Source organism: Pseudomonas sp. Pseusp9 (assembly GCF_059491265.1).
The window spans coordinates 4,303,686-4,323,541 of record NZ_CP168500.1; the positions used below are offsets into that span (position 1 = coordinate 4,303,686).

Genomic DNA, 19,856 nt, shown 5'->3' on the forward strand with positions numbered 1-19,856 from the left:
GTCACTTCCTTAACGTGGCGTTCAACCTTTGTTCGAGCGAGGTGAGGATGTTTTGCGTTGCGGTATTCACCTCATCGTCATTAAGAGTGCGCGATGGATGCTGCCAGGTCAAGCCGACTGCGAGGCTTTTTCTATCAGGATCAATGCCTTTACCCTGATACACGTCAAATAGCCTGAGGTCTGTCAGCCATTCGCCTGCATTTTCACGGATTACGTCCAGTACAGCCGTGGCTGCAACATCTTTGTGCGCAATCAGTGCAAGGTCACGACGCACTTCAGGAAAGCGCGATAACTCGTGGAATTCAGGCATTTTGCCCAACGCCACTTCCGCCAGAACCAGCTCGAAGACGAAGACCGGGCGGTCGAGACCGAGGTTTTTCGACAATTCAGGATGGATAGCGCCCATGAAGCCGACCAGACGTCCTTCACGCTCGATGCGCGCGGTTTGACCCGGATGCAACGCCGGGTGCTTGCCCGGTACGAAAGTGAAGGAATCCAGCGCACCGGCAAAACCCAGAACCGCTTCGACATCGGCCTTGACGTCGAAGAAGTCGACGGTATCGCGACCCTGCGCCCAGCCTTCCGGCAGGCGGCTACCGCAAACGACACCCGCCAGCATCGGCTCTTGCTTCAGGCCTTCGAGCTGGCCAACGAATCGCAGGCCGCTTTCGAACAGACGCACGCGATCCTGCTGACGGTTCAGGTTGTGCTGAAGCGCCTTGACCAGGCCCGGCCACAAGGACGAACGCATGGCAGCCATGTCATTGGAGATCGGATTGGCGAGCAACAACGGCTCCACACCCGGATTAAACAGCTCGAACTGTTTCGGATCAATGAAGCTGTAGGTGATCGCTTCCTGATAACCACGGGCAACCAGCAGGCGGCGCAGTTCAGGCAGATCGCTGCGCGCTTCAGCCTTGGCTTGTGGCGCCAGGCGGGCTTGCGGGTAGCGAACCGGCAGACGGTTGTAACCGTACAGACGGGCCAGCTCTTCGATCAGGTCGACTTCCAGGCTGATATCAAAACGGAAGCTTGGTACTTCAACGCGCCACTGCCCTGCCCCATCGGCAGTAATGGTCAGACCCAAAGCGCCGAGCAGACGCTCGACTTCGGCCGAATCCATTTCCATGCCCAGCATCTGGGTGATGCGTTGGGCGCGCAGGGTGATCGGCGCGATCGACGGCAGGTGTTGTTCGCTGACGGTTTCGACGATCGGGCCAGCTTCGCCACCGGTGATTTCCAGCAGCAGGCCAGTGGCGCGCTCCATGGCTTCACGGGCCAGCTTCCAGTCCACGCCACGCTCGTAGCGATGCGAGGCGTCGGTGTGCAGGCCATAGGAACGGGCCTTGCCAGCGACGGCGATCTGGTCGAAGAAGGCGCTTTCAAGGAACACATCACGTGTGGTCGCGGAAACACCGCTGTGCTCGCCGCCCATGACACCGGCAATGGCCAGCGCTCGGGAATGGTCGGCAATCACCAGCGTATCGCTACGCAGGCTGACTTCCTGACCGTCGAGCAACACCAGCTTCTCGCCTTCTTCGGCCATGCGTACACGGATGCCACCGTTGATTTCGGCGAGATCGAATGCATGCAGCGGCTGACCCAGTTCCAGCATCACGTAGTTGGTGATATCGACGGCAGCATCGATGCTGCGCACCTCTGCACGACGCAGGCGCTCAACCATCCACAGCGGCGTAGGCCGGGACAGGTCGACGTTACGAATCACACGACCCAGGTAGCGCGGGCACGCGGCGGGCGCCAGCACTTCTACCGAGCGCACTTCGTCGTGCGCGGCAGGAACCACAGCCACCACCGGACGGACCACTGGCGCGGCATACAGCGCACCTACTTCACGAGCCAGACCCGCCAGGGACAGGCAGTCGCCACGGTTCGGGGTCAGATCGACCTCGATGCTGGCGTCTTCCAGATCCAGGTAAACACGGAAATCCTCACCCACCGGCGCATCGGCCGGCAGCTCCATCAGACCGTCATTGCCTTCACCAACCTGTAGCTCGGTTTGCGAGCACAGCATGCCGTTGGATTCAACGCCACGCAGCTTGGCCTTCTTGATCTTGAAGTCGCCTGGCAGCTCGGCGCCGATCATGGCGAAAGGAATCTTCAGGCCCGGGCGCACGTTTGGCGCACCGCAAACAACCTGGAAGGTTTCCGAACCGTTGCTGACCTGGCACACGCGCAGCTTGTCGGCGTCCGGGTGCTGCTCGGTGCTCAGCACCTCGCCAACGACCACGCCACTGAAAACACCGGCGGCCGGCGTAACGCTATCGACCTCAAGACCGGCCATCGACAGACGAGCAACCAGCTCGTCGCGACTTACCTGCGGGCTGACCCAGCCACGCAGCCATTGTTCACTGAATTTCATCCTGCTCTCCTAAGAATTCGTTACGACTAGCGAAATTGCGCGAGGAACCGCAAGTCGTTGTCGAAGAACAGACGCAAGTCGTTCACGCCGTAACGCAGCATGGCCAGACGCTCAACGCCCATGCCGAAGGCAAAGCCCGAGAACTCTTCCGGGTCGATACCGGACATGCGCAGCACGTTCGGGTGAACCATGCCGCAGCCCATCACTTCGAGCCAGCCGGTCTGCTTGCAGACGCGGCAGCCTTTACCGCTGCACATCACGCATTCCATGTCGACTTCAGCGGATGGCTCGGTGAACGGGAAGTACGAAGGACGGAAACGCACGGCCAGTTCTTTTTCGAAGAACACCCGCAGGAACTCTTCGATGGTGCCTTTGAGGTCGGCGAAATTGATGTCGCGATCGACCAGCAGGCCTTCGACCTGATGGAACATCGGCGAGTGGGTGATATCGGAGTCGCTACGGTATACGCGGCCTGGGCAGACGATGCGGATCGGCGGCTGCTTCGACTCCATGGTACGGACCTGTACCGGCGAGGTATGGGTGCGCAACAACATGTTCGCATTGAAATAGAAGGTGTCATGCATCGACCGGGCCGGGTGATGGCCTGGGATGTTGAGCGCTTCGAAGTTGTGATAGTCGTCTTCGACCTCAGGGCCTTCGGCGATGCCGTAGCCAATACGGGTGAAGAACTGTTCGACACGTTCCAGAGTGCGGGTGACCGGATGCAGACCACCGGAGGTCTGACCACGGCCAGGCAGGGTCACGTCAATGGACTCGGCAGAGAGTTTGGCAGCCAGGTCGGCTTCTTCAAACAATGCCTTGCGCGCATTAAGGACCTCTGTGACACGCTCCTTGGCAACGTTGATCAGCGCACCGACCTGCGGACGCTCCTCTGCCGGCAAATTCCCCAGGGTCTTCATCACCTGAGTCAATTCACCCTTCTTGCCAAGGTAGTGAACCCGGATTTGCTCCAGGGCATTGATATCTTCAGCGCTTTGCACAGCCTCTAGAGCTTGAGAGACGAGCGCATCCAGGTTTTCCATGTACAGACTCCAGATACAAAATAGGGGAAGAGCTTGAAGGCTCTTCCCCTATTTATGACGTTTAACACCTGGCCCCACAGATGCGAGGCCGGGTGACTGTCGGGGGTACTTAAGCCAAGGTGGCTTTAGCTTTCTCGACAATCGCAGCAAACGCCGCTTTTTCGTTCACTGCCAGATCAGCCAGAACCTTACGGTCGATCTCGATGGACGCTTTTTTCAGGCCGGCGATGAAACGGCTGTAGGACAGACCGTTGATACGAGCACCAGCGTTGATACGAGCGATCCACAGAGCGCGGAACTGACGTTTTTTCTGACGACGGTCACGGTAGGCGTATTGGCCTGCCTTGATTACCGCTTGCTTGGCAACACGGAATACGCGCGAGCGAGCGCCGTAGTAGCCTTTAGCAAGTTTCAGAATTTTTTTGTGACGCTTACGGGCAATGACGCCACGCTTTACACGAGCCATGAGTTACTTCCTCTATTCTTGACTAAAATTAACGAAGGCGCAGCATGCGCTCGACTTTTGCCACGTCAGACGGATGCAGCAAGCTGCTACCGCGCAGTTGACGCTTACGCTTGGTCGACATTTTGGTCAGGATGTGGCTCTTGAAAGCGTGCTTGTGCTTGATACCGTTAGCAGTTTTCAGAAACCGCTTAGCAGCACCACTTTTGGTCTTCATTTTTGGCATGTTCGGATACTCCGCATTCAGTTGATAAACATAATCAGAAGGCCTGCCGTGCCCTGTTGATTACTTCTTCTTTTTCGGGGCGATGACCATGATCAGCTGGCGTCCTTCCATCTTAGGATGCTGTTCGACCGAACCGTACTCGAGCAAGTCACCTTCAACTCGCTTGAGGAGTTCCATCCCCAGCTCCTGGTGGGCCATCTCACGGCCGCGGAATCGCAAGGATACCTTGGCCCTGTCCCCGTCACTCAGGAAACGTACCAGGTTGCGCAGTTTTACCTGGTAATCCCCTTCCTCCGTCCCTGGACGAAACTTGATTTCTTTAACCTGAATCTGCTTCTGGTTTTTCTTGGCCGCAGCAATCTGCTTCTTCTTTTCGAAGATCGATTTGCCGTAGTCCATCAGTTTGCAAACAGGTGGTACTGCATCGGCGGAAATCTCCACCAGATCCAGCTTGGCCTCTTCAGCCTTAAGAAGCGCGTCTTCGATTGACACAATCCCGAGCTGTTCACCTTCAGCCCCAATTAACCGAACCTCGCGTGCCGAGATATTCTCGTTGATCGGGGCTTTCGGTGCAGTTCGTTTATCTTGTCTCATTTCACGCTTAATAATAATTACTCCGAATCTTGGCGACCACGCCGGGAAACCGCTTGGGCGAGGAACTCAGCGAACTGGGCGACGGGCATCGAGCCCAGGTCAGCACCTTCACGAGTACGCACAGCGACAGTCTGCATCTCGACTTCCCGATCTCCGATAACCAAGAGATAAGGAACCTTGAGCAAAGTATGCTCGCGGATTTTAAAGCCGATCTTTTCATTTCTCAAGTCAGACTTGGCACGAAACCCGCTTTCGTTGAGAGTTTTTTCGACTTCGGCGGCAAAATCTGCCTGTTTATCAGTGATGTTCATCACCACTGCCTGGGTCGGAGCCAGCCACGCCGGGAATGCACCCTCGTAGTTCTCGATCAGAATTCCGACGAAACGCTCGAAAGACCCCAGGATCGCCCGGTGCAGCATGACCGGGTGCTTGCGGCTGTTATCTTCGGAGACGTATTCGGCTCCCAGACGGACAGGCAGGTTAAAATCGAGCTGCAGGGTACCACATTGCCAGACGCGACCGAGGCAATCTTTCAGCGAGAACTCGATCTTCGGACCGTAGAACGCACCCTCGCCCGGCTGCAGATCGTACGGCAGGCCCGCGCTATCAAGGGCTGCAGCCAATGCCGCTTCGGCGCGATCCCAAAGCTCGTCGGAACCGACGCGTTTTTCCGGACGAGTGGACAGTTTCATTTCGACTTCTTTAAAGCCGAAGTCGGCGTAGACGTCCATGGTCAGCTTGATGAACGCAGCGGACTCGGCCTGCATCTGCTCTTCGGTGCAGAAGATGTGGGCGTCGTCCTGAGTGAATGCGCGCACGCGCATGATGCCGTGCAAGGCACCCGATGGCTCGTTACGGTGGCACGCGCCAAACTCGGCCAGGCGCATCGGCAACTCGCGGTAGCTTTTCAGGCCCTGGTTGAACACCTGCACGTGGCAAGGGCAGTTCATTGGCTTGATCGCGTAGTCGCGGTTTTCCGATTGCGTGGTGAACATGTTGTCGGCGTAGTTGGCCCAGTGCCCGGATTTCTCCCACAGGCTGCGGTCAACGACTTGCGGCGTCTTGATTTCGAGATAGCCGTTGTCGCGCTGAACCTTGCGCATGTACTGCTCGAGCACCTGGTACAAAGTCCAGCCATTGGGGTGCCAGAACACCATGCCCGGCGACTCTTCCTGGGTATGGAACAGGCCCAGGCGCTTGCCGATCTTGCGGTGATCGCGTTTTTCGGCTTCTTCAATGCGCTGGATGTAAGCCGCCAGTTGCTTCTTGTCTGCCCATGCGGTGCCGTAGACGCGCTGCAGTTGCTCGTTCTTGGCATCACCGCGCCAGTAGGCACCGGACAGTTTGGTCAGCTTGAAGGATTTCAGGAAGCGAGTGTTCGGCACGTGCGGACCGCGGCACATGTCGACGTATTCTTCGTGATAGTACAGACCCATGGCCTGCTCGTTCGGCATGTCCTCGACCAGGCGCAACTTGTAGTCTTCGCCACGGGCCGTGAACACTTCGATCACTTCGGCGCGCGGAGTGACTTTCTTGATCACGTCGTAATCTTTCTCGATCAGCTGCTGCATGCGCTGTTCGATGGCCGCCAGGTCGTCCGGGGTGAAAGGACGCTCGAAGGCGATGTCGTAATAGAAACCTTCGTCGATGACCGGACCGATGACCATTTTGGCGGTCGGGTACAACTGCTTGACCGCGTGGCCAACCAGGTGGGCGCAAGAGTGGCGAATGATCTCCAGCCCCTCTTCATCCTTTGGCGTGATGATTTGCAGCGACGCATCGCTGTCGATGATGTCGCTGGCGTCGACCAGCTTGCCATTGACCTTGCCGGCAACGGTGGCCTTGGCCAGGCCTGCACCGATGGATGCGGCGACCTCGGCTACGGAAACCGGGTGATCGAATGAACGTTGACTGCCGTCGGGAAGAGTAATAGTTGGCATGGCGCCTCCTCTCCTAGTGGTGACCCCTACCAAAGGTCACGTGGGTTGGGATGAGCCAGTACAAGATCCGGTCCAGGCCATTCAATGACGAACGCCTGCCTTACAGCGGCAGGAGCCTTGCGGCCAACCGGGAAACCGAACCAGAGTGACTGGGATTCAAATCAGGGTTAATCGCGCGTCTGCCGCTACCGGGACCATGGGTCCGCCGGAGCCTGCAAACGCCCGAGCGAGGCATGCTAGCACAGATGAGCGGTTATCGACTTGCCCCCATTCAGACCGCGAAGATTTCCTCGCTTTTATGGCGCAGAGTGAACTTGAGATGTACGAGCCGCCTCAAATTGGCTGAGAATCGCCACAGATACCGATCCCAAGGAGTTCATGTCATGCGCCTTATCCGTCTTTTTGCCGTTGCCGCCCCACTTGCCCTGTTGCTGCCACTGAGCGCCCACGCCGCTTGGCCAGCGGGCGTGAAAGCGCAGTACATGGGCGATTGCACAAAAGCCGCAAGCCAAAGTATCAATCCGGCCGAAGCAAAGAAACACTGCGCATGCGGCGCCGACGTGCTGGAAAAGAAATTCACCACACAAGAGATCGCGCAACTGATGGACAAAAACAACCCGCCCAGCGCTGAACTCGGCCAGCGTGCCCTGAAAGAAATCTCGGTGTGCAGAGTCCAGAAATAGAGCTTCGCAGGGCGTTTTTTGAGGAATCCAGGGGCCCAATACAGCCGGATATCGGCTGATTTGCATAATTTACGCAGCTTTTACGGGTTTTTTTACTCCCCTCTTTTGTAGCGCAAACCCCCTGAAACCGGGGCTCACAGCCATTCACGAGGGTGAAAGACGTGCAATATGAAAGCAAACAGCACGTCTGGGGGGCTCCCAAAGCGAACATTTCGACTATGATACCCGGGTGTGCCCAGTTGGCCTGAGCAGCACAGTACTACTGAAAATATATGTTTCTTGGAGATACACCATGTCTAATCGCCAAACCGGCACCGTTAAATGGTTCAACGATGAAAAAGGCTTCGGCTTCATCACTCCTCAAGGTGGCGGTGACGACCTGTTCGTACACTTCAAAGCTATCGAAAGCGACGGTTTCAAAAGCCTGAAAGAAGGCCAGACTGTTTCCTTCGTGGCTGAGAAAGGCCAAAAGGGTATGCAAGCTGCTCAAGTTCGCCCAGAGTAATATCCAGGCGCACTAAAAAAACCCCGTCCATGTGACGGGGTTTTTTATGGGTGAATCAAAAGCCGAAGGATCAGCCGCAGTTGACGCGGGTAACCACCCTGTTGGCATCGGTGTTCAGGTTCAGGCGATCGGAACGGTACTCCAGCGTCACCATGTCGGTTGGCAGCAGGAACCGTGCATTTTGCGCCCCGGCGCGGGTACGCGCCTGCTCAAGCAGCTGCGGCGATGCCTGTTTGCCGATGGTGAACTCGGCAGCCTTCGCTTCACAGCGGCTGTGTCCCGTGTCAGTCGTCGCTACATCAGCGGTTGCCGACTCCGTAGAGGCAGTGCTGCAACCGGCCAGCGTGGCAACGGCCAACAAAGTACCCAATGACGCGAGCTTCCAAGGCATGAAGCCTCCTTTTTTTCAAAAATTATGCAGAGATCGTGCGACCACCAGACTGGCGTTTGGTTTCACAGGCAGTGCCAGCACCCCGCCCGTAATCCGCTTGAGTCGCGATTTTGCCTGAGCAACGCCCTCCCCTTGTCCACTGAATCGTGACTGAATATGAACGACGTTCAATAGACGTCGATATAGTCGTAAGGCGGATTGGGCCAGTTTTCTTTCAATGCATTGAATATTTGCATGACCCAGACTTCATCGCTGGCCGCAACTCGCCCAACATAACCGGAGCCCTTGGCCCAGGTTTCGAGACGAAACAACAACCCGTCGATATCGGTACCGCCCACGACACCCGAGGAGATATAGGCAATGCCTCCCTTGGTCACCCGCAACTGAGTGTGCTCATCGTCACTGGCGCCGGCCAGCAACTGACGCACGGCCTCAAGGGTCAGGCCATCCAGAGAGTTCAGATCGATCTGCACAGCACGTTCCTTGAATATCGGTCAAAGACCAAGTGTCGCATAGCCCTCCTTTCCTGCCTAAGTCGGCGTGTCAAAAGTCCCGCAAAATGGTTAACTCGGCACTCAGACTTCCCTGACTTCACGAGTGCCAACATGACCACCGTAAGCATCGACGCCGACATCAAGGCCAAGTGGCAGGACGGCCACAGCTCCTACAGTCCAAGCAGCACGGAAGAGCTTGCCATTATCGGTATCGACCTGCTGGTCAGGGACCTTGGAACCGAAGCCGCCCAATCGTTCATCGAGCAGATTTTCGAGAAACACCTGTCGGACTCAAAGGCCTGAGCCGTCAGCAGGCGGGAGTGAAACCCGCAGGCAGGCACCTGCGGGACATGATGCCTATTTCAGTCGGGCCAGACGTTCGACCAGCAGATCGAAGAAGCCTTGGGCATCGCCGTTTTCAACCCAGAAGGCATTCTTTGGCGCTTTCAGGCCGTCATACCAGTCAACGATGGTTTGTCCAAAGGTCGGTCCTTCGCGGCTGTCGACCACCACGTTGACCGAGCGACCGCTGAACAGTTGCGGCTTGAGGAGGTAAGCGACAACAGTTGCGTCATGCACCGGGCCGCCAGGAATACCGAAGTGTTCCATGTCGCCTTTGATGTATTCATTGAGAATCTCACCCACCAGCCGGCTGGCTTGGTTGTTCAGCGCAGCAATTTGTTTGAGGCGCGCTTCGCTGGTAAGGATCTTGTGGGTTACATCCAGCGGCAGGTAGGTCAGCTTCACACCACTCTTGAGTACCACTTCGGCAGCGTGCGGATCGGCGAACAGGTTAAACTCGGCCACCGGCGTGGTGTTGCCACCGTTGAAGTGCGCACCACCCATGACCACCACTTCCTTGATGCCCTGAACGATACCCGGCTCCTGCATCAGCGCCAGGGCCAGATTGGTCTGCGGACCAAGCATGGCGATGGTAATGCTGTGGGGCTCGGCCGATTTCAGGGTATCTATCAGATAAGTGATGGCACTGCCCTTGGCCAGGCCTTGCCTGGGCTCATGCACGGCAATGCCCGATAACCCTTCCTTGCCATGAATGTCCTCGGCGTAGATGGGCGTACGCATCAGGGGCTTCGGCGCCCCCGCATAGACCGGCACCTCTTCGCGCCCCGCCCACTCCAGGGCCAATCGTGCATTGCGCGATGTCTTGTCCAGGCGAACGTTACCCGCAACTGTGGTCAATGCCCGCACATTGAGCTCGTCCGGCGATGCCAAGGCGAACAACAACGCAATGACATCGTCAGCCCCAGGATCGGTGTCGATGATCAAGTCGATCTTTTGTGCCGCCTGGGCGTTCGTTGCGGTAATCAGGGACAAAGCAGAAGACTCCGGAGCAGTGGGTGCAGTTTTTGAGCAAAGTGATACATGGCGCACTCCCTGCGCCGGGGAAATCAAAACGCGGACAGCCGGTCAAAACGTTACGCCGGCGACCAGCACAATGTTGCAGTACGGCTGGCACTCGCCGGTACGAACAACCGCTCTCGCTTGCCGGCTAAGGACCTTGAACTGTTCATGGCTGAGCACCTCACGCCGCCCCAGCGCGCCTTCGCCGTCCAGCTCATCCAGCGCGACCAGGGCCGTCGGCTTTTTGTCGAAGATTTCCTGAGCCAGCACATGGCTTTCAACCTGCATCTCACTGAGCACCACCTTCAAGGTGCTGACAAAATCCGGAATGCCATGAGTCAAGGCCAGATCGATCAATTCAACGCCCGGAGGAACCGGCAGCCCCGCGTCCCCGATGACGACCCTGTCGCCATGCCCCAATGAGGCGATCAGCCGCGACAGCGCAATGTTGAGCAGTGGGGTCTTTTTCATGGTGTTTTAAACGCCTGCACTTCGCTCAAGACGGGAATCGACGGTTGCGCGCCGGCACGGGTGACTGACAACGCCGCGGCCACCTGGCCGAAGCGGATCGCCTGCGCCTCATCTTTACCCGCCGCCAGCGCCGCAGCGAAACCGCCTACGAACGTATCGCCCGCCGCCGTGGTATCGACAGCCTTTACGGCGGGCGCGGGGAAATGTTCGAAGCGCTGACCATCGGCAAACAGCGAACCTTGCGCACCGAGGGTGATGATCACCTTGCCGGCGCCCAGGGCAATCAGGCGGGTTGCCGCGGCTTGCGCGGTCTCCAGGGAATCGACCGCCAGTCCGCTCAGGGTCGATGCTTCGCTTTCATTGGGGATCAGGTAATCGATGGACGCGTACCAGTCCGATGGCAGCGCACGGCTGACCGGTGCCGGGTTGAGAATGACCGTCTTGCCCAGCTCGCGGCCGCGCTTGAGCGCATGGCCAACAGATGCATCGGGCACCTCCAGCTGACAGATGAGCACGTCCGCCGCCTGTATCACCGAATCAAAACGGTCAATGGCTTCAGCGGTCAATGCACCGTTGGCACCGGGGACGATCACGATGGCGTTCTGACTGCTGTCGTCGACCACAATCAACGCCACGCCGCTGGAACCGTCGACGGTGCTGACCGCCTGACAATCGATCCGTTCGGCCAGCAGAGCCTCGCGCAGCGCCTCGCCATACGAGTCACTGCCCACGCAGCCGATCATCGACACCCGCGCTCCCAGCCGTGCAGCAGCCACGGCCTGATTGGCGCCCTTGCCGCCGGAGACGGTGGCAAACGACTGACCGATCAGCGTTTCACCGCCCTTGGGCAAGCGCGGCGCCCGGGTCACCAGGTCCATGTTCAAACTGCCTATTACCACTACTTTTGCTGGCATACATTGCTACTCATCGATTCTGTTTCGGCGGCGCTGTCGGGTCAGCGGCTTTGTGTTTTCAGCGGCTTTGTGTTTTCAACGGCTCTCTGTTTTCAACGGCTTTCTGTTTTCAACGGAACTGGTCAAACACCCCGGCCAGCGGCGCAGTCGATTCACGTATGACAATACTCGGCGTCACGATCCGCTGATCGGTCATCAGGTCCGGCGTGGCGATTCGCCGCAAAAGCACTTCGGCGGCCATTTCGCCGAGTTGCAGGATCGATTGCCCGACTGTGGTCAATGACGGGTAGACGTACCGACTCATCTGGATATCGTCGAAGCCGATCACCGACAACTCACTCGGTACGCGAATATTGCGCTCGGCGGCGGCCCGCAGCACGCCGATGCCGATCATGTCGTTGGCGGCAAAAATGGCGCTGGGCGGATTGCTTTCCAGCAAAACCGCGGCAGCGCTGTAGCCACCAGTGCTGGTGAAATCGCTTTGCAGCATGCGCCTGGGAGAGGCTTCGACGCCCGCCTCTCTCAAGGCCCGGCAATAACCTGCCAGACGCATCTGCGCGACACTGGTGTTTTCCGGCCCGCTGATCGTGGCGATATCCCGATGCCCCAACTCCAGCAGGTACCGGGTCGCCAGGTACGCGCCGTATTCATGGTCGATGCGCACCAGGTCCGCATCGACACCGTCCAGTCCACGGTCGACGATCACCATCGGTGTGCGCACGCCTTTCAGGCCTTGTGCCAGGCCGCTGTCGCCACCGGCCGAGGCGACAATCAGACCATCGATGCGTTTTTCCAGCAGCACACGCAGGTAGTTGCGCTGCTTGTCCGGATTGTCGTCGGAGTTGCACAGGATGACGCAGTAACCGTTTCGCTCGCAGTAATCCTCGATCCCCCTGGCCAGTTCGGCGAAATACGGGTTGAGGCTGTTGGGGACCAACAGGCCGATGGTCGCTGTGGTTTTGGCCTTGAGTGAACGGGCCACGGCGCTGGGAACGTAGTCGAGGGTCTGGATCGCCGCCTCGACCTTGATCCGCACCTCTTCACTGACCGGGCGGGTCTTGTTCACCACATGGGAAACCGTGGTGTAGGAAATGCCCGCAAGGGCTGCCACATCTTTGATAGTCGCCATGACTCAGGTCCGCCGGCTTGCGCGTTGACTGCGATAAGTGTCCAGCACAACTGCCACCACAATCACCGCGCCGGTAATGATGCGTTTGGTCGGCTCGGTTGCCCCGATCTGCGCCAGCCCCGCGGCCAGCACGGAAATGATCAGGACACCAAAAAACGTGCTGATCACCGAGCCGCGGCCACCCATCAGGCTGGTCCCGCCGATCACCACGGCTGCGATCACCTGCAACTCAAGCCCGGAGCCGGCATTCGGGTCGGCGGCTTCCAGGCGAGAAATCTGGAACAACGCGGCAATACCGGCCAGCAACCCCATCAGGCTGAAGACCAGGATTTTGTAGGGCCTGGGATTGATCCCCGCCAGCCGCACGGCCTCTTCGTTGGTGCCGATACCGATCAGGTAGCGACCGAAAACCGTACGGGTCAACACGGCCTGCGCGATGAAAATGATCAGCAACGCAATGATGAACGACGGCGAAATGCCGAAGGCGATCGGGTTGGACAACCAGGCGAACGCATCACCGATGTAGGCCGTACGCGATCCGGTCATTTGATACGCCAACCCCCGAGCCATTTCCAGCACGCCCAGGGACACGATGAATGACGGTATCCGCCACGCCACCGTGATCGAACCGGTGATGGTACCGGCGAGCGCCGCGACGGCCATGCCCAGCAGCGCCGCCGGCAGAACGCCCCAGCCCCAGCCAAGAATCGCCACGCTCACGGTCGAGGCCGCCAGCGCCAGCACCGAGCCTACGGACAGGTCGATGCCACCGATGATCAACACGAAGGTCATGCCGACCGCCAGCACCATCAAGTCAGGAATCTGGTTCGCCAGGGTGCTGAAAGTATCGTACGAGAGGAAATGACTGCTCAGCACCGAGAACAGCACGATCATCGCCAACAAGGCACCCGCCAGGCCCAGGTAGGTACCCAGGCCGTAGAAGTTGCCACTGAGTATGCCGGCGGAAGAAGCGGTTTTCATGGAAGATCCCTAGGCGCGGCTTCATTGAGCTGCGCATCACGTTTTTGGTAGCCGGCGAACGCCGCGGCAAGCAACTCATCCTGGGTCCAGCTGTCGCGATCGAATGTATCGATCAGGCTTCCTGCCGACAGCACACCGATCCGGTCACAGATCAGCATCAGCTCGCGCAAGTCGCTGGACACCACCACCAGCGCCTTGCCCTGGCGGGTCAACTCACCGAGCAGGTTGTAGATATCGAACTTGGCACCGACGTCGATGCCCCGGGTTGGCTCGTCGAACAGCAGCACCGAGCAGTCGCGCTCCAGCCAACGACCGATGACGACTTTCTGCTGATTGCCGCCGGACAGCTCGGACACCAACTGTGCCGGGCCGGAGCTGCGAATGCGCATGGCGTCAATCTGACGCTGGGCCAGGGCGCTTTCCTTATCGTTATCGACAAAGCCCGCGCCGGAGATACCGGGCATGTTGCCCAAGGCGATATTGGCGCCTATCGACTGCGTCAACAAAAGGCCTTCGCCCTTGCGATCCTCAGTGATCAACGCGACGCCATGCCCGACCGCATCCACCGGCGAGCGGATGCTGACGACTTGCGCCGGCGCGCCCAGGGCGATCGTGCCGCTGTCGGCGATATCGGCACCAAAGATCAGGCGCAGCAACTCGGTGCGCCCCGCGCCGATCAAACCGGAAATGCCGAAAATCTCACCGGCCCGGACTTCGAACGACACGTCGCGCACCTTGTCGGCACGAGACAGGCCCTTGACCGTCAACACCGGAGCGCCGATCTTGCGCACGCCCATATCGATGTGTTCGCCGAGCTCGCGCCCGACCATCAAGGTAACCAGTTGCTCGCTGTTGTAGTTGGCCATCGGCTCGACACAGACCAGGTTGCCATCACGCAGCACGGCAATGCGCTGCGCGACCCGCGCCAATTCTTCGAGGCGATGGGAGATGTAGATGATCGACACGCCGCGAGCCTGCAGGCGGGTGATCTGCTCGAACAGCATTTCGACTTCGCGCGCAGTGAGCATCGCCGTCGGCTCATCGAGAATCAGCACCTGACAATCACCAATCAGGTTGCGGGCGATCTCGACCATTTGCTGGTGGCCGATGCCCAGTTCACCGACCAGCGTGTCCGGGTCAATGGCATCGAGTCCGACCTGAGCCATGGCCTCGATGGCAACCTTGCGTAACTGCTTGCGCCTGATCCAGCCGCCCTTGCTGGGCAGATTGTGCAGAAACAGGTTTTCCGCCACCGACAAGGTCGGCAGCAGATTGAGCTCCTGCATGACCATGCGGATACCCAGCTCCTCAGCCTGAGTCCGGCTACCCGGGCGATAGTCTTGCCCTTGAAACTGCATGTGACCGCTGGTCGGCGTGACCAGCCCGCCAATAATCTTCGAAAGCGTGCTTTTGCCTGCGCCGTTCTCGCCGGTCAACGCCAGCACTTCACCGCGCATGAGCGTCAGGTCGATGCCGGCGAGAACCGGTTGGGCGTAGGTCTTGCCGATACCGCTGACCGAGAGGACAGCGTTCGTGGCGCAAGCGGACATAAAAACTCTCCATGCGCCCGTCCGGCTGGACGAGCGCCGTTGCGTCGCCAGAAGGCTACTTGGTAACCAGTTCCACCGGCGTTTCGATCACGCCACTGGCGCCGCCATCGACCTTGTCGCCCTTGAGAATCTTCAATGCCGTCTCGATGCCGAACACTGCCTGTTTTGCCGCAAACTGGTCTGCCGTGGCCAGCACACGACCATCCTTGAGCATTGGCTGGATGGCGTTGATGTTGTCGTAGCCGACCACTTGCACCTTGCCGGCCTTGCCAGCGGCGCGCACCGCAGACACCGCACCGACCGCCATGCTGTCGTTGCCGGCCAACAGGGCCTTGGTTTGCGGGTACTCACTGAGAATCGACGCGGCCACCTTGTTGCCTTTGTCGATCTCCCAGTCACCGGATTGCAGGGACACGACCTTGATCTGCGCCGCCTCCATCGCATCCTTGAAACCGGCGGTGCGCTGCTGGGCATTGGTGGTGGTGGACACACCTTCGATGATGCCGACTTCATCACCGGCCTTCAGCTGTTTGGCCAGGTAATCGCCCACCAGTCGTGCGCCCTTGCGGTTGTCCGGGCCTACGAACGGAACGTTGATGTTTTTGCTTTTGACGACGACGGGGTCCAACTGGTTATCGATGTTGATCACGGTGATGCCGGCATCGATGGCTTTCTTGATCACCGGAACCATGGCTTTGGAGTCTGCCGGCGCAATCACCAGTGCATTGACCTTGGCCAGGATCATTTGCTCGACGATGCGCGTCTGGCCTGCGGTGTCGGTTTCATCCTTGATGCCGTTGGAGATGAGCTCGAATTCGCCGGAGTGATCCTTCTGGTAGGCCTTGGCGCCGTCCTCCATGGTCAGGAAGAACTCGTTGGCCAGGGATTTCATGACCAGTGCGACTTTCGGTTTTTCAGCGGTCTCGGCAAAAGCCGAAGAGACAGGCAGTGCAGCGGATGTGGCGGCCAGCATAGCGACAGCGAGAAGACGTCCAGCGAATGGCAGCTTCATGGGATCACTCCGATCTTATGATTATTGTGAGCAACGCTTGCGCTGGCGTAAGCTTCACGACCCACGGCGATGAATAGTCATCATTGGAGCCGCGCAAACGTTTGCGTGAAGCAAACTATGCGAACCCTGCCGCTATTTGTCAACGACCTGAAAAATGCTTTCAGAGATGTTCAGCGAAAAAAGCGGCATTGAGCTCACGCCGTGGTGTTGACCACCGATCCCGTGCCAGAACCCTTGGTCAGCTCCTTGATCAGACTCGCGCTCACTTGCAGGATGGCACCGTTGGTTTCGGCAACCTGCCCCTGAATGGCCGCTACCGCGCTGGTCCTGGCTTCCGGAGTCGGATAGGACGCCGCCTGGGCCTGCGCCAGTTGCTGCTGTTGCTCACGCAATTGCTGCTGCAGCTCCTTCAGACGTTTAAGCAAGGCCTTCACCGCAACGCTGGTGTTATCGCTCGTTTCCGTTTCGGCCTGTGCGCCAGCACTTTTTCCCAGACCTGGCCGGCCCGTTTTGACCTGGGCGCCGCCTTCCTTTGCCGCCAGCGCTTGAGCAGACACATCCTCTGTCGCATCGCCCAAAGCCCGAATGCTCGTCGCAGACTTTCCCCCGATGGTGATGCCCGCGGCGTTAGGGAAGCCAATAGATAACGACATGTGAACTCCTTCAGAAACAGATCCCTTGAAGGAGCATCGACCGACGCACGCGTTTCTTTAGTCGTTAACGACGATTTGACGCATTGATGTCTTAAACAGGACTGCCATCCGTTTCGGAGAGCCGAACGTAAAAGGCCGGACATGTTCGGCAATCCGAACATCCAGACCTGGAATCACATCGGACACAAACCGCAATACCATTACAAATCATTAAGTTACGCGTGTTTTTCGATTCGAAGTATTACTGGTACAGATCCTGCTCTTCTCCCCGTACCCCCGGCGTTCAGATTCGCCCGGGGCGCATCTAGATGAACTTGCATCAGCACCGTCTCACAACTAGAAGAGAAAAATAATGACATCTGCACTCAAGACCTTTGTACCGGGCGCCTTGGCCCTCTTGCTGCTTCTGCCCACTGCCCTGCAGGCCAAAGAAGCCGAAACCCGACAGAAACTGGCCAACGTGGTGATCCTGGCCACCGGCGGCACCATTGCCGGCGCTGGCGCCAGCGCCGCCAACAGCGCGACCTACCAAGCGGCTAAAGTCGGCATCGAACAATTGATCGCCGGCGTTCCGGAACTGAGCCAATTGGCCAACGTTCGCGGCGAACAAGTCATGCAAATCGCCTCCGAAAGCATCACCAACGAAAACCTGCTGCAACTGGGTCGCCGCGTAGCCGAGCTGGCCGACAGCAAAGACGTCGATGGCATCGTGATCACCCACGGCACCGACACCCTGGAAGAAACCGCATACTTCCTGAACCTGGTGGAAAAAACCGACAAGCCGATCATTGTCGTGGGTTCCATGCGCCCGGGCACCGCGATGTCCGCCGATGGCATGCTGAACCTGTACAACGCGGTGGCCGTGGCCGGCAGCAAAGATGCACGGGGCAAAGGCGTGCTGGTGACCATGAACGATGAAATCCAGTCGGGTCGCGATGTCAGCAAAATGATCAACATCAAGACCGAAGCGTTCAAGAGCGCCTGGGGACCTCTGGGCATGGTGGTAGAGGGCAAATCCTACTGGTTCCGCCTGCCGGCCAAGCGTCACACCATGGATTCCGAATTCGACATCAAGACCATCAAGAGCCTGCCTGACGTCGAAATCGCCTATTCCTATGGCAACGTCAGCGACACCGCCTACAAGGCCCTGGCTCAGTCCGGCGCCAAAGCCATCATCCACGCCGGCACTGGCAATGGCTCGGTATCGTCGCGAGTGGTCCCCGCCCTGCAAGCCCTACGCAAGGATGGCGTGCAGATCATTCGCTCCTCCCATGTCAACGCCGGCGGTTTCGTCTTGCGCAACGCCGAACAGCCTGACGACAAATACGACTGGGTCGTGGCCCACGATCTGAACCCGCAAAAGGCCCGGATCCTGGCGATGGTCGCGTTGACCAAAACCAATGACAGCAAAGAGCTGCAACGGATGTTCTGGGAATACTGATTCGCCCTCGCCCGACCGGATCCGGTCGGGCACCCCGTGCGCCATTCGCCGGCCCTGGCGAGTGGCTGCCACTCGATCTGACAAAAAATCTCCCTTCGCCTTACGCCAAATGCAACAAACCGCTGTCAGAGGATTTTCTTGATTTTTAAGCAGTTGCGAAATGACCTACAGTTAAATACTGTATGCACGTACAGCTTAATAAGGAAAATCCCATGGACACCACCTCTACCCCTCCTGACACCTATGTCCGCATGGGTCTGCGCGTTCAGAAAATCATCAACTCTTGTATGTTTAGACTTGAAGGGGTGGGCGGGACTAAAAGCTCGATTCCGACTCTAGCCAGTACGGACCGTGGGAGACTTCTCGTTCCGCCCTTTCTACCTAAAGCGCCGATAAGGAATTCATCGGTTAATACCGACGATAGAGGCAAGCCAGCGCTACGGTAGACCCCGACAAGCACTTAAACCCTAGCTCCGAGGATTCGTCATGACAATCCTTACCTCGCCAACGGTGGTTGGTGTCGATGTGGCCAAGGCAGAAATCGTCGTTTACCGCGAAGATCTGAAAATCACTCAGTTCATCAACAACGATCGCACAGCTATTGGGCGCTGGCTCAAATCCCTGCCGGCGCAAAGCTCGATTGCCTTGGAAGCCACCAGTCTCTACCACCTGGATACCGCTGAACTGGCCCATGGCATGGGGCACCGAGTTTACGTTGTGGACCCTTATCGGGTGAGCCACTACCGCGAAAGCATTGGCCAGCGAGCAAAAACCGACCCCTGTGATGCGCGTTTGCTGGCACGTTACCTGACCAGTGAGCAGGATCGGCTTCGCATCTGGAATCCACCTCCGAAGCTCTACACCGTGTTGAAAAGCCTCCTCAACAAACGTGCAGAACTGATGAAAGCCCGGGTTAGCATCATGCTGAGCTGGTCGAGTGAGCCCCTTCTCAAAGACCTTCTGGCCCAAGAGCTGGAGCACTTCAAACAGACTGATCAGGCTATTCAGAAATTGCTGCGCAAAGCCAGCCAAGAGGCCGGGATCACCGAAAACATCAGACGTTGCCAAGCGATTGAAGGGATTGGCGAGCTCACGGCCACGGGTCTGGCAGCCACTTTTATGCGTGGTCAATTCGCCAGTGCCGATGCGTTTATTGCCTTTTTGGGAATGGACCTGAGGCCGAAGGACTCAGGAAAGAAGCACAGCCCGCGCCACTTGAGCAAAAAAGGCGATGGGGAGCTGCGGCGTCTTGCGCACAATGCAGCAATGGCGGCTTGCCGGTCTCCCGTCTGGAAACCGCTCTATGAGTCTTACTTGGCAAGAGGCCTGGCCAGAACTCAGGCTCTGGTCATCCTCGCCCGCAAGCTCTGTCGGGTGGCATTCGCCCTCATGAAAAATCAGAGCGAATACCAGCCAAATTTAAGGCTGCAGGGTTCCCCTGCAACATAGAATCTCCCACCGCACAAAAGGCCAGGGCAGCGCTGATCTTCCGCCTTCCTGATGAGCCGGTGGACGAATGGGAACGCTTGCTGGAAGAAATCGACGAGAACGACAACGTCACCCTCGCCTATCGCGACGATGGCGGCGTGCAGATTTTCTGGGTTGTACCGAAGGAAGATTGAGT

Annotated in this window: 21 protein-coding genes and 2 pseudogenes; 7 read left to right on the forward strand and 16 right to left on the reverse strand. The window is 58.2% G+C overall.

Going from position 1 to position 19,856, the window contains the following annotated elements; genetic code table 11:
- Window position 1: 1 nt before the first annotated feature.
- The 6 genes from pheT to thrS form a co-directional block, all read right to left on the reverse strand.
- Complete coding sequence (gene pheT / locus ACEN8E_RS19385; RefSeq protein WP_495589493.1) at window positions 2-2,380, reverse strand: phenylalanine--tRNA ligase subunit beta; 2,379 nt, start codon at window positions 2,378-2,380, stop codon at window positions 2-4.
- 26 nt (window positions 2,381-2,406) lie between these two features.
- Window positions 2,407-3,423: a phenylalanine--tRNA ligase subunit alpha gene (gene pheS, locus ACEN8E_RS19390; protein WP_007992477.1), complete on the reverse strand. Its 1,017-nt coding sequence runs from the start codon at window positions 3,421-3,423 to the stop codon at window positions 2,407-2,409.
- A gap of 109 nt (window positions 3,424-3,532) precedes the next feature.
- Window positions 3,533-3,889, reverse strand: a complete 357-nt coding sequence (rplT, locus tag ACEN8E_RS19395; protein ID WP_007905879.1) for a 50S ribosomal protein L20 — start codon at window positions 3,887-3,889, stop codon at window positions 3,533-3,535.
- A gap of 28 nt (window positions 3,890-3,917) precedes the next feature.
- Entirely contained in the window at window positions 3,918-4,112 is a 195-nt protein-coding gene (gene rpmI / locus ACEN8E_RS19400) for a 50S ribosomal protein L35 (protein WP_002553160.1), read from the reverse strand.
- A gap of 60 nt (window positions 4,113-4,172) precedes the next feature.
- Window positions 4,173-4,724, reverse strand: a complete 552-nt coding sequence (infC, locus tag ACEN8E_RS19405) for a translation initiation factor IF-3 (RefSeq protein WP_172435703.1) — start codon at window positions 4,722-4,724, stop codon at window positions 4,173-4,175.
- A complete protein-coding gene (gene thrS, locus ACEN8E_RS19410; RefSeq protein ID WP_495589494.1) occupies window positions 4,724-6,646 on the reverse strand; it encodes a threonine--tRNA ligase in 1,923 nt (640 codons plus the stop codon). The genes infC and thrS overlap by 1 nt, the downstream gene beginning before the upstream one ends.
- A gap of 383 nt (window positions 6,647-7,029) precedes the next feature.
- Between thrS and ACEN8E_RS19415 the strand changes: the two genes are divergently transcribed.
- Entirely contained in the window at window positions 7,030-7,329 is a 300-nt protein-coding gene (locus ACEN8E_RS19415; RefSeq protein ID WP_008016384.1) for a hypothetical protein, read from the forward strand.
- A gap of 292 nt (window positions 7,330-7,621) precedes the next feature.
- Window positions 7,622-7,834 carry a cold-shock protein gene (locus ACEN8E_RS19420; RefSeq protein WP_003179963.1) on the forward strand — a complete coding sequence of 71 codons (213 nt, stop codon included), beginning with the start codon at window positions 7,622-7,624 and terminating at the stop codon, window positions 7,832-7,834.
- A gap of 70 nt (window positions 7,835-7,904) precedes the next feature.
- Here the strand turns inward: ACEN8E_RS19420 and ACEN8E_RS19425 are convergent, their stop codons facing one another.
- Together ACEN8E_RS19425 and ACEN8E_RS19430 are read right to left on the reverse strand one after the other, a co-directional pair.
- Window positions 7,905-8,225: an I78 family peptidase inhibitor gene (locus ACEN8E_RS19425; protein WP_085716627.1), complete on the reverse strand. Its 321-nt coding sequence runs from the start codon at window positions 8,223-8,225 to the stop codon at window positions 7,905-7,907.
- A gap of 167 nt (window positions 8,226-8,392) precedes the next feature.
- The gene (locus ACEN8E_RS19430) at window positions 8,393-8,698 is read right to left on the reverse strand and encodes a hypothetical protein (RefSeq protein ID WP_495589495.1); all 306 of its coding nucleotides are present in this window, start codon (window positions 8,696-8,698) and stop codon (window positions 8,393-8,395) included.
- A gap of 132 nt (window positions 8,699-8,830) precedes the next feature.
- On the opposite strand from ACEN8E_RS19430, the gene ACEN8E_RS19435 reads away from it, so the two are divergent.
- Complete coding sequence (locus ACEN8E_RS19435) at window positions 8,831-9,022, forward strand: hypothetical protein (RefSeq protein WP_495589496.1); 192 nt, start codon at window positions 8,831-8,833, stop codon at window positions 9,020-9,022.
- 54 nt (window positions 9,023-9,076) lie between these two features.
- Here the strand turns inward: ACEN8E_RS19435 and ACEN8E_RS19440 are convergent.
- The 8 genes and pseudogenes from ACEN8E_RS19440 to ACEN8E_RS19475 form a co-directional block, all read right to left on the reverse strand.
- Window positions 9,077-10,104 (reverse strand): annotated as a pseudogene (locus ACEN8E_RS19440) (nucleoside hydrolase).
- Between the two features lie 43 nt (window positions 10,105-10,147).
- A complete protein-coding gene (gene rbsD, locus ACEN8E_RS19445) occupies window positions 10,148-10,552 on the reverse strand; it encodes a D-ribose pyranase (RefSeq protein ID WP_495589497.1) in 405 nt (134 codons plus the stop codon).
- Window positions 10,549-11,466: a ribokinase gene (gene rbsK / locus ACEN8E_RS19450; RefSeq protein ID WP_495589498.1), complete on the reverse strand. Its 918-nt coding sequence runs from the start codon at window positions 11,464-11,466 to the stop codon at window positions 10,549-10,551. Before rbsK ends, rbsD begins: the two co-directional genes overlap by 4 nt.
- 109 nt (window positions 11,467-11,575) lie before the next feature.
- The gene (locus ACEN8E_RS19455) at window positions 11,576-12,595 is read right to left on the reverse strand and encodes a LacI family DNA-binding transcriptional regulator (protein ID WP_495589499.1); all 1,020 of its coding nucleotides are present in this window, start codon (window positions 12,593-12,595) and stop codon (window positions 11,576-11,578) included.
- Between the two features lie 3 nt (window positions 12,596-12,598).
- Window positions 12,599-13,576: an ABC transporter permease gene (locus ACEN8E_RS19460; RefSeq protein WP_495589500.1), complete on the reverse strand. Its 978-nt coding sequence runs from the start codon at window positions 13,574-13,576 to the stop codon at window positions 12,599-12,601.
- Complete coding sequence (locus tag ACEN8E_RS19465; RefSeq protein ID WP_495589501.1) at window positions 13,573-15,126, reverse strand: sugar ABC transporter ATP-binding protein; 1,554 nt, start codon at window positions 15,124-15,126, stop codon at window positions 13,573-13,575. Before ACEN8E_RS19465 ends, ACEN8E_RS19460 begins: the two co-directional genes overlap by 4 nt.
- 55 nt (window positions 15,127-15,181) lie before the next feature.
- Window positions 15,182-16,138, reverse strand: coding sequence for a sugar ABC transporter substrate-binding protein (locus ACEN8E_RS19470; RefSeq protein ID WP_495589502.1), 957 nt, complete (start codon window positions 16,136-16,138; stop codon window positions 15,182-15,184).
- A gap of 194 nt (window positions 16,139-16,332) precedes the next feature.
- The gene (locus ACEN8E_RS19475; RefSeq protein WP_495589503.1) at window positions 16,333-16,791 is read right to left on the reverse strand and encodes a hypothetical protein; all 459 of its coding nucleotides are present in this window, start codon (window positions 16,789-16,791) and stop codon (window positions 16,333-16,335) included.
- Between the two features lie 352 nt (window positions 16,792-17,143).
- Between ACEN8E_RS19475 and ACEN8E_RS19480 the strand changes: the two genes are divergently transcribed.
- From ACEN8E_RS19480 to ACEN8E_RS19495, 4 genes and pseudogenes are all read left to right on the forward strand, one after another.
- Window positions 17,144-18,232: an asparaginase gene (locus tag ACEN8E_RS19480; RefSeq protein ID WP_495589504.1), complete on the forward strand. Its 1,089-nt coding sequence runs from the start codon at window positions 17,144-17,146 to the stop codon at window positions 18,230-18,232.
- A gap of 182 nt (window positions 18,233-18,414) precedes the next feature.
- Window positions 18,415-18,516 (forward strand): annotated as a pseudogene (locus ACEN8E_RS19485) (DUF1654 domain-containing protein); the annotation flags it as partial.
- 202 nt (window positions 18,517-18,718) lie between these two features.
- Window positions 18,719-19,681 (forward strand): IS110 family transposase, encoded by a 963-nt coding sequence (locus ACEN8E_RS19490; RefSeq protein ID WP_495589505.1) that lies wholly within the window; start codon window positions 18,719-18,721, stop codon window positions 19,679-19,681.
- The gene (locus ACEN8E_RS19495) at window positions 19,639-19,854 is read left to right on the forward strand and encodes a DUF1654 domain-containing protein (protein ID WP_495593357.1); all 216 of its coding nucleotides are present in this window, start codon (window positions 19,639-19,641) and stop codon (window positions 19,852-19,854) included. Before ACEN8E_RS19490 ends, ACEN8E_RS19495 begins: the two co-directional genes overlap by 43 nt.
- Window positions 19,855-19,856 lie beyond the last annotated feature (2 nt).